14 protein-coding genes and 1 tRNA gene are annotated in these 14,907 nt (G+C 65.6%); 7 read left to right on the plus strand and 8 right to left on the minus strand.

What is annotated here, in order from left to right; genetic code table 11:
• Positions 1-28 precede the first annotated feature (28 nt).
• Positions 29-1,000, minus strand: coding sequence for an SPFH domain-containing protein (locus tag Q0D44_RS05315; protein WP_294133968.1), 972 nt, complete (start codon positions 998-1,000; stop codon positions 29-31).
• 77 nt (positions 1,001-1,077) lie between these two features.
• On the opposite strand from Q0D44_RS05315, the gene Q0D44_RS05320 reads away from it, so the two are divergent.
• Positions 1,078-1,893 (plus strand): CoA ester lyase, encoded by an 816-nt coding sequence (locus tag Q0D44_RS05320; protein ID WP_294133550.1) that lies wholly within the window; start codon positions 1,078-1,080, stop codon positions 1,891-1,893.
• Between the two features lie 10 nt (positions 1,894-1,903).
• On the opposite strand, the gene Q0D44_RS05325 is transcribed toward Q0D44_RS05320, so the two are convergent.
• From Q0D44_RS05325 to Q0D44_RS05340, 4 genes are all read right to left on the minus strand, one after another.
• On the minus strand, positions 1,904-3,337 hold the full coding sequence (locus Q0D44_RS05325) for an AcvB/VirJ family lysyl-phosphatidylglycerol hydrolase (protein ID WP_294133553.1): 1,434 nt from the start codon (positions 3,335-3,337) through the stop codon (positions 1,904-1,906).
• 99 nt (positions 3,338-3,436) lie between these two features.
• Positions 3,437-6,001, minus strand: a complete 2,565-nt coding sequence (gene mprF / locus Q0D44_RS05330) for a bifunctional lysylphosphatidylglycerol flippase/synthetase MprF (RefSeq protein ID WP_294133556.1) — start codon at positions 5,999-6,001, stop codon at positions 3,437-3,439.
• Positions 6,002-6,008: 7 nt separating this feature from the next.
• Complete coding sequence (locus Q0D44_RS05335) at positions 6,009-6,416, minus strand: DUF2147 domain-containing protein (RefSeq protein WP_294133559.1); 408 nt, start codon at positions 6,414-6,416, stop codon at positions 6,009-6,011.
• Between the two features lie 3 nt (positions 6,417-6,419).
• Positions 6,420-7,127 carry an AcvB/VirJ family lysyl-phosphatidylglycerol hydrolase gene (locus tag Q0D44_RS05340; RefSeq protein ID WP_294133563.1) on the minus strand — a complete coding sequence of 236 codons (708 nt, stop codon included), beginning with the start codon at positions 7,125-7,127 and terminating at the stop codon, positions 6,420-6,422.
• Between the two features lie 137 nt (positions 7,128-7,264).
• Between Q0D44_RS05340 and Q0D44_RS05345 the strand changes: the two genes are divergently transcribed.
• The 3 genes from Q0D44_RS05345 to Q0D44_RS05355 are packed head-to-tail and all read left to right on the plus strand — an operon-like array spanning position 7,265 to position 9,729.
• Positions 7,265-7,660, plus strand: coding sequence for a PDZ domain-containing protein (locus Q0D44_RS05345; RefSeq protein ID WP_294133565.1), 396 nt, complete (start codon positions 7,265-7,267; stop codon positions 7,658-7,660).
• A gap of 13 nt (positions 7,661-7,673) precedes the next feature.
• Entirely contained in the window at positions 7,674-8,354 is a 681-nt protein-coding gene (locus Q0D44_RS05350) for a response regulator transcription factor (protein WP_294133567.1), read from the plus strand.
• A 10-nt stretch (positions 8,355-8,364) separates the two neighbouring features.
• Positions 8,365-9,729, plus strand: a complete 1,365-nt coding sequence (locus tag Q0D44_RS05355; protein WP_294133569.1) for an ATP-binding protein — start codon at positions 8,365-8,367, stop codon at positions 9,727-9,729.
• 259 nt (positions 9,730-9,988) lie between these two features.
• Here the strand turns inward: Q0D44_RS05355 and Q0D44_RS05360 are convergent, their stop codons facing one another.
• The 3 genes from Q0D44_RS05360 to Q0D44_RS05370 form a co-directional block, all read right to left on the minus strand.
• Positions 9,989-10,168, minus strand: a complete 180-nt coding sequence (locus tag Q0D44_RS05360) for a hypothetical protein (protein ID WP_294133570.1) — start codon at positions 10,166-10,168, stop codon at positions 9,989-9,991.
• 168 nt (positions 10,169-10,336) lie between these two features.
• Entirely contained in the window at positions 10,337-11,167 is an 831-nt protein-coding gene (gene rlmJ / locus Q0D44_RS05365) for a 23S rRNA (adenine(2030)-N(6))-methyltransferase RlmJ (RefSeq protein ID WP_294133571.1), read from the minus strand.
• A 260-nt stretch (positions 11,168-11,427) separates the two neighbouring features.
• A tRNA-Ser gene (locus Q0D44_RS05370) sits at positions 11,428-11,518 on the minus strand.
• Positions 11,519-11,611: 93 nt separating this feature from the next.
• Between Q0D44_RS05370 and Q0D44_RS05375 the strand changes: the two genes are divergently transcribed.
• The 3 genes from Q0D44_RS05375 to Q0D44_RS05385 all read left to right on the plus strand — a co-directional run bounded on the left by Q0D44_RS05375 (position 11,612) and on the right by Q0D44_RS05385 (position 14,737).
• A complete protein-coding gene (locus Q0D44_RS05375) occupies positions 11,612-12,502 on the plus strand; it encodes a peptidylprolyl isomerase (protein WP_294133574.1) in 891 nt (296 codons plus the stop codon).
• Between the two features lie 58 nt (positions 12,503-12,560).
• Positions 12,561-13,676, plus strand: coding sequence for an alanine dehydrogenase (gene ald / locus Q0D44_RS05380; protein WP_294133576.1), 1,116 nt, complete (start codon positions 12,561-12,563; stop codon positions 13,674-13,676).
• A 230-nt stretch (positions 13,677-13,906) separates the two neighbouring features.
• Positions 13,907-14,737, plus strand: coding sequence for a sulfite exporter TauE/SafE family protein (locus Q0D44_RS05385; RefSeq protein WP_294133580.1), 831 nt, complete (start codon positions 13,907-13,909; stop codon positions 14,735-14,737).
• Positions 14,738-14,907: the final 170 nt, after the last annotated feature.

Genomic DNA, 14,907 nt, shown 5'->3' on the forward strand with positions numbered 1-14,907 from the left:
CTAAGTGAGGATTGCGCACCCATCGACCTTATCCCTGGCTTTGGCCGAAGGGGCCACGGCGTGGCGCTGGCGGGGGGGGCGTTGGGGCATTGTCGCCGCCCAGGGCTTCGCGCGCCAGGGCGCCGATGCCGCCCAGCGTGCCGATCAGCTGGGTGGCTTCGACCGGGAAGAGGATGGTCTTGGCATTGGGGCTGGTGGCGAACTGGCTGACGGCTTCGGTGTATTTTTGGGCGATGAAGTAATTGAGCGCCTGCGGGTTGCCGGCGGAAATCGCGTCGGAGACCATCTGGGTCGCCTTGGCTTCGGCCTCTGCCTCGCGCTCGCGGGCTTCGGCGTCGCGGAAGGCGGCTTCGCGGCGGCCTTCGGCTTGCAATATCTGGCCCTGCTTCTCCCCCTCGGCGCGCAGGATTTCGGCGGCGCGTGCGCCTTCGGCATCCAATATGTTGGCGCGCTTTTCGCGTTCGGCCTTCATCTGGCGGCCCATGGCGTTGACGATGTCGGCGGGCGGACGGATGTCCTTCAGTTCGACGCGGGTGATCTTGATGCCCCAGGCGTTGGTGGCGTGATCGACCACGGACAGCAGCCGCGCGTTGATCTCGTCGCGTTTGGACAGGGTTTCGTCGAGGTCCATCGATCCCATGACGGTGCGCAGGTTGGTGGTGGCGAGCTGCATGATCGCGACATAGAGTTCGGACACTTCATAGGCCGCTTTCGCCGCGTCCAGCACCTGGAAGAATACGACGCCGTCGACCGACACCATGGCATTGTCCTTGGTGATGATCTCCTGCCCCGGAATATCGACCACCTGCTCCATCATGTTGATCTTGCGCCCGACGGCGTAGAAGAAGGCGGGGTAGAAATTGAGGCCGGGGCGGGCGACTTCGGTGAAGCGGCCGAAGCGTTCGATCGTATATTGATAGCCCTGCCGCACCACCTTCACACTGACGGCGAGGTAGAAGAGGACGAGCGCGGTGAGGGTGAGGGCGAAGGTCGTCAGCATCATGGTCTCCCCGAAAGAGGCTTGGACTATGCGCCTTATTCGTTAACGGGGAAAGTCAAACCGAGGAGAGTCTGCCCATGTTGCTGCGCCATGCCCGTTCGCTGCTGTTCCTGCCCGCGTCCAACCCGCGCGCCATCGCCAAGGCGCGGACTTTGCCGTGCGACATGGTGATATTGGACCTGGAGGATGCGGTGGTGGACGAAGCGAAAGCGGACGCGCGCGCCGGGGCGGTGGCGGCGCTGGCCGAGGGGTTCGGGCCGCGGTTGACCGGCGTGCGGATCAATGTCGAGGGGACGCCCTGGCATGGGGCGGAGATGGTCGCGATGAAGGCGACGGCGGTGGACTATGTCGTGCTGCCCAAGGTGGAGAGCGCCAAGCAGGTGCGCGATGTGTTCAGCGTGGCGCAAAAGCCGGTGATCGCGATGATCGAGAGCGCGAAAGGCGTGCTGGCCGCGCCGTCCATCGCGGCGGGCGAGGGGTGTGCGGGGCTGTTCATGGGGGTGAACGACCTGCGCCGCGACCTTGGCATACCGGCGGGCGCTGGGCGCGAGGGGCTGAGCCATGCGATGCAGGCCGTGCTGCTGGCGGCGCGTGCGGCGGGGATCGCGGTGTTCGACGGGGTCTATAATCGGCTGGATGATCTGGACGGGCTGGCGGCGGAGTGCGTGGCGGGCCATGCCCTGGGCTTCGATGGCAAGACTTTGATCCATCCGGCGCAGGTGGAGGTGGCGAACGGTGTGTTCGGGCCGGACGCGCAGGCGCTGGCCGATGCAAGGCGGCTGATCGAAGCGGCGACCGGCGGGGCGGAGCGGTTCGAGGGGCGGATGATTGAGGCGATGCATGTCGAGGAAGCGCGCGCTCTGGTCGCAAGGGCGGACGCGGTGGGGGGATAGGGCTTTCGCGTCACACCCTCTGCCGCGATGACGGGGCGAGGACGATGTTGGCGAGCAGCGCGGCATTGCGCCCGAAATGATGACCGCCCGGCACGATAATCTGCGTTGCGAAGCGGCGCGGGATGGCCGGGCAGGCGCTTTCCTCCTCCAGCGTGCCGCGGATGCAGCGGATGGGGACGTCGCGCAGGCGCATGATCGCGGGCACGGTCGGCTGGGCCTGGGCCGAATCGAGGTCCAGCCATGAGGCGAGGTGGAACTGAAAATCGGCGGTCGGCCCAAGCCCCAGCAGCGACAGGCTGGCGATATGGTCGCGCGTTTGCGGATCGAGCGTGCCGACGATCGCGGGCAGCACGTCCGCGCCGAAACTATAGCCGATCAGCATGACGCGCGGCCGGTGCCAGCGCGCGCTGTAGGCCGCAATGATGTGGCGCAGATCCTGTCCCGCGCCAGATGGCGTGCGCTGGCTCCAGAAATAGGACAGGCTGTCGATGCCGACGACCGGGATGCCCTTGGCCGCCAGCTGGCTGGCGATGTCGCGGTCCAGCCCGACCCAGCCGCCGTCGCCCGAATAGATGACCGCCATCCTGTCGTCATGGTCGCCGCGCCTGGCTGGCGGCACGATGGTCAGGGGGAGGTCGGCGACATTGGCGGCGTCGACGGGCGCACGCATCGGCCCCAGCGCGGCCATCAGCCGGGGCATCCAGCGGGTGCGGTCGGCAAAGCTGTGGTCGCCCTGGGGCAGGTCGATCAGGCGGGCGTGCGGCACGTCCGCGACGAAGCGCCGGGCGGCGGCAAAATCGACCACCGTGTCGCGCCGACCCTGTACCACGATCCAGGGCAGGCTGATCCGGCGATTGGCGGCGAACAGCCAGCCGCGGCTGGGCTTTGTAATGGCGTGGGCGGTAAAGCCCGGTGCGGAACACCAGCGCTTGCGGCCGGGCATGTCCGCGCTGAAGCCCAGCGATATGACGGCGCGGTAGGCGCCGTCCGGCCATTGCGCCAGACTGGCATAGGCGAGCGTCGCGCCTGCCGAATAGCCGATGATGATGGGCTTCCTATAGGCACGGACGCCCGCGCGATGCTGGACGTCGCGCGCCAGTGCGACCAGCGCATAGTTGGGATTGATGCAGCGCTCCCGCCCCCGCTCCAGCGCGCGCAGGAAGGTGGGGGTGGATACGCCCGCTACCAATATGCCGCGCTCTGCCATATCATGGGCGATGGCGACGGTGCCTGCGTTCCACCCGCCATCCCCGGACAGGAACAGGGCCGTCGCGCGGGGCGGGTCGCCGGGGCGATAGAGGCGGATTCCGCCAAATGGTGCCAGGCTATAGGCCGATACCGTCACCCCCCGGTTCGCTAAAGCGCTGACCGGCGCGCCGACCCCAGTGGCGACCAGCAGGCCGCCTGCGATGAGGGTGGAGATGGTCCGAATGATCCTGCGCATGACCGGCAACTCCGTTTCAACCGGCAGGCATGATGGGCCGACGCGACTGTCCCGCCATTTACGGGCGGATGACAAGTTCGTCATTTATGGGTCTGCACCCTATCCGCCGCCGCTGCCTATCAGCGCCTGAAGATCGATCAGGGTGCGGGCGAAGGTCACGCCCTGGGGTCCAGCAACGAAGCGCGCATCCCATTCGGGCGAGAATTTCTCCTTATAGGCGCGCAATCCTTCAAAGCCGTAGAGCGCATTGCCATGCTGATAGAGCATCGCGCCCAGCCGCGACCAGAAGGGGGCCAGCCGCCGCGCGTCCAGCCCCGAAAGCGGCGCCATGCCAAGGTTGAACCAGGCATAGCCCTGCGCCTGTCCCCATTGCATCAGATGGATGAACAGAAAATCCATCGTGCCATAGGGCATGTCGTCGCGGTGGCGCATCAGATCGACCGACAGTTCCGACCGGTCCTGCGTTTTCCATATATTGGCGAAGGCGACGATCCGTCCCTGCACGCGCACGACCGCGCAATCGAAATGCGCCAGATAGGCGGGATCGAAGCGACCGACGCTGAACCCTTTTTCCCGATGCCGCTTGGCCGCCAGCCAGCGCGCCGAAATCTCCGCCAGTTCGTCGATGATGTCAGGCAGGTCGGTCGTCGCGACGATGGCGAAGGTCGCGCCTTCGCGCGTCGCGCGCCGTTCGGCGTAGCGCAACGGCTTGGCGTCCGGCCCCTCCAGCGTGAAACGGTCGAGCGGGACATGCGCCTCTTCACCATATTTGGTGATCTGCAACCCCAATTCGATCGCCAGCGGCAGGGCGGCGGCACTGATCTGATAGAGCAGCAGACGGCCCTGCGCGGCATCCACCTGTTCGCGCAGGGTCCAGAGAAGGTCGCTCCATTCCGCGACTGCGCCGACAGGATCGCCCATCACGATCCAGCTATGCCCGCGTATCTGATACATCAGGAAGGCCTGGCCCGTGGCCGACAGCAGGAAGCGCTTGTCGCCGGTCAGGGCCAGATTGGCGTCGGTCCGCTGGGCCAGCGCCATGGCCGCTTCGCTTGGGCCGATGGCGGCGTTGACATCCTGCCGGGCGGGTGCGGCGGGCCGGAAAAGGCGCAGAAATGCGACGCCCGCCAGCAGGATCGCCACGGCAAAGCTGGCCCGCAGGAAACGCGACGCATCCCCACGCCGGGCAAATTGCCACCACAGGTCGTTCTGATAATCGACATGCTTGTAGGCGAAAAAGCCGATCCAGATCGACAGGCCGACCATCACCGCGACGGTCGCCAGCCAGCCCGGCGAGAAGGCTTCGGCCAGCAGATGCGTCCGGCGATAAAAGGCCGGGCGGGTCCATTGCAGGGCCGCTGCGATCAGCAGCATTACCACCGCTTCCTCATAGTCCAGACCCTTGAGCAGCGAAAAGGCCGCGCCCGCGATCAACAACAGGCGCGTCAGCCAGAAGGCGCCGTCCAGCCGTCGATAGAGGCCAGCCGACAGGATCAGCAGCGCAGCGCCCACAAGGCTGCCGGCCAGATGCGATATCTCGGTCAAGGGCAGGGGCAGCAGGGTGGAGAGGGTTGCGGCCCGGCCCGGCACGGTCGGCAGTGATCCCGACACCAGCAGCACCGCGCCGCCCAGAAAGACCAGCGCGGCCATCATCATGGGTGCAAGACCGGATGCGATGGCCCGCATACCGATCAGTGTGCGCGCGATCGGCCGGTGCCATCGGCTGCCCTCCTGCAACAGGACGATCACAACGGCCAGGAGCAAAGGCGCGACATAATAGATCAGGCGATAGGCGAGCAGCGCCGCGACCAGTTCAGGCCGTCCCGTGCCGGGCAGTGCGGCCAGCATCACCGCTTCGAACACGCCGATGCCGCCTGGCACATGGGTAATAAGGACGGCGATGATCGCCAGCGTATAGCCGATGAAGAAGGCGGGCCATTGGTCGAGGCTGATGCCGGGGACGAGGACGAACAGCGCGGCGCTGGCGGCGGCGAGGTCGATCGCGCCGATGCCGACCTGCGCCATGATGCCCGTTGCTGGCGGAACCGGCGCGCTCCAGCCGTGCAGCCGGATCGTGCGTCCACGCGGCCCGGTCCAGACGACGAGGCCCGCCATTGCCAGCAGCAGCGCGATGCCAAGCCCCCGCAGCAGCTCCGCCGATCCCGCCAGCGCACCGATCGCCATGACCTGCGGACGCCACACCAGCATAGCGCCCGCCAGCACGAACACCCCGCTCCAGAAGGTCGCGCTCGCGATCATCACCACGCGGGCGATATCGCTTAAGGGAAGGCCAGCCGCGCTGTAGATGCGGTAGCGCGCCGACCCGCCGGTCAGCAGCGACAGGCCAAGATTATGGCTGAGCGTGTAGCTGGTGAAGGATGCAAGGGCGGCTATGCGATAGGGGAGCGGTCGGCCGATCGCCCGCAATGCCGATACGTCGTAGAGCGTCAGCGTGAGATAGCTGATCGCCGTCAGCGCTGCTGCCGCCAGCAGGCTGGCGGTGGGCAGCATGTGCCAGGCCAGCCGGACCTGATGCAGGCGAACATCCTGCAACAGATGGTCGAGCGCCACGAAACCCAAAGCGGCCAGCAGCAGAACGATGCCGACCGAGAGGGTCATGCGATGACGCTGGAACAGGCGGGCCGCCGTCATGCGATCGATCATGCTGTCCTCACCCCCTCTGTCGCGTCCAGATCTGGCTCTTGCACAGCCAGCCGCGCAGCAGGCAGCCCGATATCTTCAAACGGTCGGCGTCGAGCTGCTCGATCGTGGATGAAAAGCTGCGGCCCCGGTCGGGTACAAAGACATAGCCGGCCCATCGCCCCGGCCCGCGGGAATGATAATTTTGGAGCAATGCGGTGCCGACCAGATGGGTGACGCCCGCGTCGGCGGCATCGGCGATGGCGTGGGCGTCGGCCCAGCGAACCCAGCCGCATAGCGCATCGCGGCAGGCGCCCGTCGTCACCACCACGCTGCCATGCGGATTGACCCAATTGCCCTCGATCGGGGCCATGTCAAAGGCAGCCTGCGGCAGCAGCAACGCTCCGGCGAAGATCAGCCACGGGCGGAGGCGCGGCATGGGTCACGCCCTTCCGATAAGGTGGGCGCGCATCATCGCCGCGCGCAACACGCCATAAACGGCATCGACATCGCCGTTCAGCCGATGGCCTCCGGGCAATGCGACCGACTGGGCGTTGGGTTGATGCAGCAAGGGACACAGGCTCGCCGTCTCGTCGCGCCCCTGAATACAGAGCAAGGACGTCCAGCTCAGCTGACGCGCGGTCGGCAGCGCGTCGGACTCCGCCATGGCGAAGGTGAAGATTTCCGATGGCGACGCCCGATATTCGACCGTCGCCCCCGGCACCACCAGCGCCACCAGCCCGATCGAGGATCGGTCGGCGCGCGGCAGCTGGCTGAGCGCAACATGCATCATGTCCGCGCCATAGGACTGGCCGACCAGCAGCAGCCGCGCCTTGGGGTTGATCCTGTGCGCCTGGCCGATCGCCGCCTCCAGCAGGGCTGAGGCATCGGATGCGGTTCGGGTCGTGCGGAAATAGCGCAGCGAATTGACGCCGACGACAGGTATGCCGTCGGCGACCAGCCTGGCTGCGACATTGGGCGCCATCCCGACACGAAATCCCATGTCGCCCGACCACAGGATCGCGACCGGTGCGCCTGGCCGGGGATGATAAGGGACAGGGCGCATCGGCGTGAAGAGGCCGCCACCCAGATAGCCGATCCAGGCAAATTCCAGCAGGATCGCCACCAGCAGCGCGCCGATGGCCACCATCCATCGCCTATTACGCCTGCGCATCATCGATCGGACCTCTGCTCTGTTATCGTCGTCCTTCTGCACCCCTCTATCCATCGGATCGGTGACCTTTGCATGAACTCTATGTCATGTAGCGGACAGCGCGGCGACAGGCGGTGGTGGCTAGAAGCGCGGTGATGATCTGGTCCGCCCGCCCCTTCTACGCGGCCGCCATGGTGCTGGCGTCCTTTGCGCCGCTGTTGGCGACCCGGCTGGAGCGTGCCCCTTCGTCACCTACGGCGGTCAGCGATGCCATGGGCCTGACTTTGGGCGAGGATGACCGCCACCGCATCGTGGTGACCAGCCTGCGCAGCGGCGGCATCGCCGATCGCCATGGTATTCAGGTCGGGGACCAGCTGACCGGCATGGCGGGCCGACCGACGGTGACGCTGGAGGCGGCGCGCAAATTGGTGCGCGCGCCGGGCCATTGCGCCATGCCGCTCATGCTCGACCGCCACGGCATTCCCTATCGGGCGATAATCTGGCAGTGCGGCAAGGCCGGCATCGGTTAGAAGGATCATTCCCATGGGTCGCAAGATTTTGCTGGTAGAGGATGACCGGACGACCGCCGACTTCATACGCAAGGGGCTGGCCGAACATGGCCATGTCGGCGACCATGCGGCCAATGGCCGCGACGGCCTGTTCATGGCGACCGACGGTGGCTATGACGCGATCATCCTCGACCGGATGCTGCCGGGCATGGACGGGCTGGCAGTACTCAGCGCGCTGCGGGCGGCGGGGATCGAAACGCCGGTCATCCTGCTGTCTGCGCTGGGATCGGTCGATGACCGGGTGACGGGGCTGACCGCGGGATCGGACGATTATCTGGTTAAGCCCTTTGCCTTTGCCGAACTGCTTGCCCGCCTTGAACTGCTGATGCGCAGGCGGGGGAGCGGTACCCATGTCGAGACCGTCCTCACCTGCGCCACGCTGCGCATGGACCTGCTCAAGCGCGAGGTGAAGCGCGGCGAACGCGCCATCGACCTGCAACCGCGCGAATTTCGCCTGCTCGAATATCTGATGCGTCATGCCGGACAGGTCGTTACCCGGACGATGTTGCTGGAAGGGGTGTGGGATTATCATTTCGACCCCGGCACCAATGTCATCGATGTTCATATCAGCCGCCTGCGTCGCAAGGTCGATGCCGATGGCGACCAACCCCTGATCCATACCGTGCGCGGCGCGGGTTATCGGTTGGGCGAATGAGGCGGGCCGCATGACCGCAAACCGCGCCCTGCGCTGGCTGCGATCGTCCCATGCGCGCTTCATCGGCCTGATCCTGCTGTTGGAACTGGTCTTTGGCGGCGCGCTGTTGCTGTCGGTCACGCAGCTGGTCCACGCCAGTCTGGATGCGGCGGACAATGCCATCGCGCGCGACACGCGCGACACCTTGCTGGAAATCGAACGGCAGGAAGGCCGCCGGGCGCTGGCCGGCGCCGTCACCGCCCATGCGCAGGACGAAAGCGACGCCGTGCTGCTGCTGGCGCAAGCGAATGGCCGCCGGATCGCGGGCAATCTGTCGGGCTGGCCGCCGGTCATTCCCGCCGATACCGCCGGGGTTACGGCGAAGCTCTATCGCATCGGGGACACCGACGCTGCCCCCTATACCATCACCGCGACCCGGTTGCGGGACGGCGCTCGTCTGCTGGTGGGTGTAAGCACCGACGACAGCGACCAGATCCGCCAGACGGTGGAGCGCACGCTGTTGACTGCATTGCTGATGGCGCTGCCTCTGGCCATCGTCGCCGCATGGCTTGTGGTCCATATCATCGACCGGCGGATCGGGCATATCGCCGCCACCGCCGCACGGGTTGGCGCGGGTGAGATCGACCGGCGCGTGCCGCTCGACGGATCGGGCGACAGTTTCGACACGCTGGGCCGCACGATCAACCGGATGCTCGATCAGATCGGCGCGCTGCTGGCCGAATTGCGCACCGTCACGGACAGCATCGCCCACGACCTGCGATCGCCATTGACCCGGTTGCGGACGCGGATCGACCGGGCGATGCAGTCGGATAATCCGGCGGTGCTGCGCGAGGCGATCGACGGGATCAGTCGGGAAGCGGACCAGTTGCTGGCGATGCTCGCCACCGCGCTGGAGGTCAGTCGGATGGAGGCGGGGATCGGGCGGGATCGCTTCGTCGCGACCGATCTGGCGGCCATGCTGATCGACATGGGCGAACTGTACGAACCGGTGAGCGAGGAACAGGGCCGCGCCCTGGCGATATCCATCGCGCATCCCGCAACGCTGCCGGTCCATCGCGAACTGCTGGGCCAGGCGCTGGCGAACCTGATCGACAATGCGCTCAAATATGGGGCGGGGACGATGACATTGTATCTGAAGGGCGAAGGGGATGAGATTATCGTCGGGCTGGCGGACGAAGGGGCGGGCATCGCGCCCGAACGAGAGGCCGAGGCATTGCGCCGCTTCGGGCGTCTGGACCCTGCCAGGGGGATAGCAGGGGCGGGCCTCGGCCTCTCTCTCGTCGCGGCGGTGGCCCGGATGCACGGAGGGGACGTGCGTTTCGACCGTCGCGACGAATATTTTGCCGTGGAAATGCTGCTCAGGCGGCAGGCTTAGAAGCAGATAGCAGTAAGGCCATGTCCGAGCGACGGGAGCCGGGTCGGGTCAACAGGGGGACACCCGATGCCGACTCCCTGTCGGCAGGGCTTATACCAACGTGCGATGATTGTGACTCATCTCCCCTCCCCGGCGGGGAGGGGCGGGGGAGGGGGAGCGAGGCGAAGCCGAGCGTCCACGCTGGCGGCGGCACACCCCCCCCACAACCTCCCCCTCAAGGGGGAGGAGTCTGACAGGTCACGATCATTGCACGGTGGTATTAGTTGGAGGCTGGCTTCGATGCGGTCGTGGTGGTCGTGGTCTTCGAGACCTTCTTGGCGGCCTTGTGCTTTGCTACATGATGCGTCGGCTTGGACGAGGCAGTGGCGGCCGATGCAGCGAGCGGGGTTGCGAGAACGGCCAGCGAAGCCAGGCTGGTGAAGATCAGGCGGGTTTTCATGGTTCAACTCCTATCAAGCGGTCCGTCCTGGACTGCCTGTTCCTTATGACGCCGACCCTCTGTCGCCAGCGTGACGGGAAGATGAACTTTCAGACAGGCGCCATGGGGATCACCGCTGCCCGCCTATCCAGCGTCCCCTGTGGGTGAAGGGTAGAATGAGGGTTGACCTTAATCACCCAACCAACCGGATATTATCTCGCCCTTATGCCCTTGCGGCGCCAACGCCGCGCGCAGAGCCTCCAGCAGTGGCGGCAGTGCCTGGGTGAAGGCGTAAGGCGGATTGACGATGAAGAGACCCGCGCCGTTATAGAGTCCGGGCTGCTCGCTATCGTATAGCCAATGCTCGGTCCGCAGCAATTTGGGTATGCCAAGATTGCGCAATTGCGTCACCCACCGCGAGTGCGTGGCCCGGTCTTTCAGCGGAAACCAGATCACCGTAACACCATGCGCCCATTTGCGGTGAGCGGCGGCCAGGGTGGCGGTGATGCGGGCGCGTTCGTCCGGCTGCTCGTAGGGCGGATCGACCACCACCACGCCGCGAGGCGTTCGGGGCGGCAGCATCGCGAGCCACAGTTCGTAGGCGTCGCGTTCATGCACGGCGGCGCGGCTGTTCCGCATCACGCCGCGCAGGGCGTAAGCGTCCTGCGGGTGCTTTTCGTTGAGGATCAGCAAATCCTGCGGACGCAAAAGCTGCGCCAGTATCTGCGGCGATCCGGGGTAAAGATGCGGCTCACCATCCATATTCACCGCCTGCACGGCGGCGCGATAGTCGTCCAGCAAAGGGTTCGGGTCGGCAAAGGCTCGGCGCACGCCCTGCATGGCCTCGCCGGTGCGTTGGGCTTCGTCGCCGCCAAGGTCGTAAAGCCCGCAGCCGGCATGGGTATCGATCAGCGTCAGCGCGCCCTGCTTGAGTTGCAAGGCCCGCACCAAGGCAATCAGAAGGCTGTGTTTTACGACATCGGCGCTGTTGCCGGCATGGAAGGAATGGCGGTAATTCATTGTGACCCAAAAACCTTGACGACCGGCCTTTACACGAGCGGATGGACTTTCCGCAAAGCGAAGTTACGGCAGCGCCGCTATGGCTGTGCGCGCCAGGCGAGGTGACCGATCCGGTGCCTGCATAAGGGGCGGGCGGAAACCGGATCGCGGATGACGATTACGCCGCAAGGGTCACGAAGCGTCTTTCCTTGCAGTTTCCGATCGACGAGATGGCGTTCCAGTGAGAAATTTTTGTTTAATTTCAATTATTGATAACCAGGTGGCGGAGCGGCAGGGATTCGAACCCTGGATACGCTTTTGGCGTATACTCACTTTCCAGGCGAGCGCCTTCGACCACTCGGCCACCGCTCCGCATTGCACTGGAAGTCGCGCTCCCTATCGCGGCGAAGGCGGCTAGGCAAGGGGATGCTTTACTTTCCTGTGCGGTGGCGCTCTGATCGGCGTATGATCCGTTTTTTCGCGCCCGCGCTGCTCGCTTTTGTCGCTGCTTCTGCCGCTATCGCCGCTGATCCGCCCGCAACCCCCGCTGCCGTCGTGGCGACTGCGCCAGCCAGCGCCTGGCGCGCGATCGCGGCGGAGGATATGCTGGTGATGACGATCGAGGGGGGCAAGCGGGTGGTGATCCAGGTCGCGCCCGGCTTTGCGCCGCGCCATGTTGCCAATATTCGCGCGCTGGCCAGGGCGCATTGGTGGGACGGGACCAGCATCAACCGGGTGCAGGATAATTATGTCGTGCAATGGGGCGATGTGACGGAAAAGAAGCCGCTGCCGCCCGGCCTGTCGTCGACCAGTTCCGCCGATTATGTCCGATCGATCGCCAATGTGCGGCTGGCGATCACGCCATCGCCCTCGGCCGACGCCTATGCGCCCCAGACCGGCTATGTCGACGGCTGGCCGATGGCGATGGACGGCGACGGGGCGTGGCTGCCACATTGCTACGGCTTTGTGGGCGTAGGCCGCAATGTTTCGCCCGACGCGGGGACGGGGGCGGAACTCTATGCGGTGAACGGGCAGGCGCCGCGCCAGCTTGACCGCAATATCGCCGTGGTCGGCCGGGTGATCGAGGGGATGGCGCATCTGTCCAGCCTGCCGCGCGGGTCAGGCGAACTGGGTTTCTACACGGCGGACGAGAAAAAAGTGCCGATCCTGTCGGCGCGGCTGGCGAGCGACTTGCCCGACGCCCAAAGGCCGCGTTTTCAGGCGATGGACGTCGCCTCGCCCAGCTTTGCCACCTATCTGCACCTACGCGCCAACCGGAAGGATGATTTTTATGATCGGCCCGCTGGCGGGGTCGATCTGTGCAATGCGCCGGTGCCCGTAAGGGCCGCGCCTTAACGGAACATTCGTCGCGTCATTCGCGCTATAGCCGCAACAGGATAGCGGGAGAGAGCGGATGATCGTCGGCACCGTCAAGGAAATCAAGAATCACGAATATCGCGTCGGCCTGACCCCCGAAAGCGTCCATGAACTGACCGCGCATGGCCATGACGTGCTGGTGGAGACGGGCGCAGGCGAGGGGATTGGGGCGCATGACGCGCTGTACGAGAAAGCGGGCGCGCGGATCGTCGCGACCGCGGCGGCGGTGTTCGCCAGCGCCGACATGATCGTCAAGGTCAAGGAGCCGCAGGTCGATGAGCGCGCCATGCTGCGGTCGGGGCAGATCCTCTACACCTATCTGCATCTGGCCCCCGATCCCGACCAGACCCGCGACCTGATCGCCAGCCGGGCCATCTGCATCGCCTATGAAACGGTGACGGACGATCATGGCGGCCTGCCCTTGCTCAAACCCATGAGCCAGGTCGCGGGCCGCATGGCGATACAGGCCGGGGCGACCGCGCTGGAAAAGGCGCATGGCGGGCGTGGCGTGCTGCTGGGCGGAGTGCCGGGCGTGCTGCCTGCCAAGGTCGCGGTGATCGGTGGCGGTGTGGTGGGCTTCAACGCGGCGCAGATGGCGGCGGGTCTTGGCGCGGACGTCACCATCCTCGATCGCAGCCCCGAAGTGCTGGAGCGGCTGGGCATGTATTTCGAGGCGCGGGCCAAGACGCGCTTTTCCAACCGCGCGAACCTCGCCGAATGTGTCGCGGACGCCGATCTGGTGATCGGCGCAGTGCTGATCCCCGGCGCGGCGGCACCCAAGCTGGTCAGTGCGGCCATGCTGAAAACGATGAAAAAAGGCGCGGTGCTGGTCGATGTCGCGATCGACCAGGGCGGCTGTTTTGAAACCAGCCATGCCACCACCCATGCCGACCCCACCTATATCGTCGATGGCATTGTCCATTATTGCGTCGCCAATATGCCCGGCGCGGTGGCGCGTACCAGCACCTATGCGCTCAATAATGTGACGCTGCCCCATGCGCTGCGGATTGCCGATCTGGGATGGAAGGATGCGTTGCGGACCGACCGGCATTTGCTGGCGGGGCTGAATGTGTGGGACGGCAAAGTGACCTACCAGGCGGTCGCCGAGGCGCTGGGGCTGGCCTATGTGGAGGCGGCGGAGGCGGTGGCCTGAGAAGGGGTGCAAAGCCCGCCCGCCAACTTTTGCCTGTCGCTGTTGCGGGTTAGCCGCGCCTGTTCGTCTAGCCAGACAAGGGACCGCTGATCCACGTCCCTTGTCCGGTTTCGCCGAAGAGAGGCATGGTTTCCCGTGATGATCGATTCCCCGTCATTCGCCCCCTTGACCTGCAAGGGCGTTCGCAACAGCTTGACCGTGGGTCAGGCACGGGAACAGGGAGCGCGGTGATGCAGGGCGATGTCATGACCTGGCTGGTGCCGCTGGTTTCGATGCTGGCCGCCGGGCTGGTGGCCGGTTTTGCCGCCGGGATTTTCGGCATTGGCGGCGGTTTCGTCGTCGTGCCTGCTTTGCTGGTGGTGCTGCCGCTGCTGGGCGGCACGCATGAGGCGATTGCCCATGTCGCGATCGGCACGTCGGCTGCGACGATCATCGTCACCTCGATCCGGTCGCTGCTGGCCCATGCCCGGCGCGGGGCGGTGGAATTTGAAGTGCTGCGCGCCTGGGCGCCGTGGATTGTGCTGGGTTGTGGCGCAGGCGTGATGCTGGCGGGCCATGTCAACGGCAACACGCTCAAGATGATCTTCGCCACGGGCGTTGGCCTGATGTCGCTCAACTTCCTGTTGCCCAGCGTCAGCGGGAAAGTGGTCAGCGACACCATGCCGTCGGGCATATTGCGCATGGGGATTGCGGGCGGGCTTGGCACCTTCTCCTCGCTGCTCGGCATTGGCGGCGGCGTCATCGCGATCATGGTGATGACCCTGTGCGGCCGGACCATCCACCGCGCCATCGCCACCGCGTCGGGCATCGGCACGCTGATCGCCATTCCGACCACCATCGGCTTTGCCCTGATCGGCCTGAAGGAAGGCGGGCTGCCCTGGGGATCGCTGGGCTATGTCAATATTCCAGCGACCCTGGCGATCGCGTCCATGTCGATGCTGACCGCGCCGCTGGGCGTGGCCGCCGCGCACAGCCTGCCAGCCTCACCGCTCAAGAAGATTTTTGGCATCTATCTGGTCGTGATCTCGGTCATCATGTTCCGGGGCGCGCTGCACGGCTGATCGCCGAATGCCGCATCGGCCTTCACCCCCACCCGGCCATCCTACGACAGTAGCCTATGGGTGGCCGGGTGGGGGTGAGGGCTGGTGCGGCCCGAATGTGCGAAGGCACATTCCCAAACACGCCCACCCCTAACAGATATTGTCACTGGCAGGCTTTCCCTCCATTCGTG

Source organism: Sphingobium sp. (genome assembly GCA_023266575.1).
Taxonomy (GTDB): Bacteria; Pseudomonadota; Alphaproteobacteria; order Sphingomonadales; family Sphingomonadaceae; genus Sphingobium.

Coding starts and splice junctions, on each gene's coding strand:
- Q0D44_RS05325 (WP_294133553.1), bottom strand. CDS start 3,337: ATGCGCAGGATCATTCGGACCATCTCCACCCTCATCGCAGGCGGCCTG.
- mprF (WP_294133556.1), bottom strand. CDS start 6,001: ATGATCGATCGCATGACGGCGGCCCGCCTGTTCCAGCGTCATCGCATG.
- Q0D44_RS05350 (WP_294133567.1), top strand. CDS start 7,674: ATGGGTCGCAAGATTTTGCTGGTAGAGGATGACCGGACGACCGCCGAC.
- rlmJ (WP_294133571.1), bottom strand. CDS start 11,167: ATGAATTACCGCCATTCCTTCCATGCCGGCAACAGCGCCGATGTCGTA.
- Q0D44_RS05375 (WP_294133574.1), top strand. CDS start 11,612: ATGATCCGTTTTTTCGCGCCCGCGCTGCTCGCTTTTGTCGCTGCTTCT.
- Q0D44_RS05335 (WP_294133559.1), bottom strand. CDS start 6,416: ATGCCGCGCCTCCGCCCGTGGCTGATCTTCGCCGGAGCGTTGCTGCTG.
- Q0D44_RS05385 (WP_294133580.1), top strand. CDS start 13,907: ATGCAGGGCGATGTCATGACCTGGCTGGTGCCGCTGGTTTCGATGCTG.
- Q0D44_RS05340 (WP_294133563.1), bottom strand. CDS start 7,127: ATGGTGGCCATCGGCGCGCTGCTGGTGGCGATCCTGCTGGAATTTGCC.
- Q0D44_RS05320 (WP_294133550.1), top strand. CDS start 1,078: ATGTTGCTGCGCCATGCCCGTTCGCTGCTGTTCCTGCCCGCGTCCAAC.
- ald (WP_294133576.1), top strand. CDS start 12,561: ATGATCGTCGGCACCGTCAAGGAAATCAAGAATCACGAATATCGCGTC.
- Q0D44_RS05315 (WP_294133968.1), bottom strand. CDS start 1,000: ATGCTGACGACCTTCGCCCTCACCCTCACCGCGCTCGTCCTCTTCTAC.
- Q0D44_RS05360 (WP_294133570.1), bottom strand. CDS start 10,168: ATGAAAACCCGCCTGATCTTCACCAGCCTGGCTTCGCTGGCCGTTCTC.
- Q0D44_RS05355 (WP_294133569.1), top strand. CDS start 8,365: ATGACCGCAAACCGCGCCCTGCGCTGGCTGCGATCGTCCCATGCGCGC.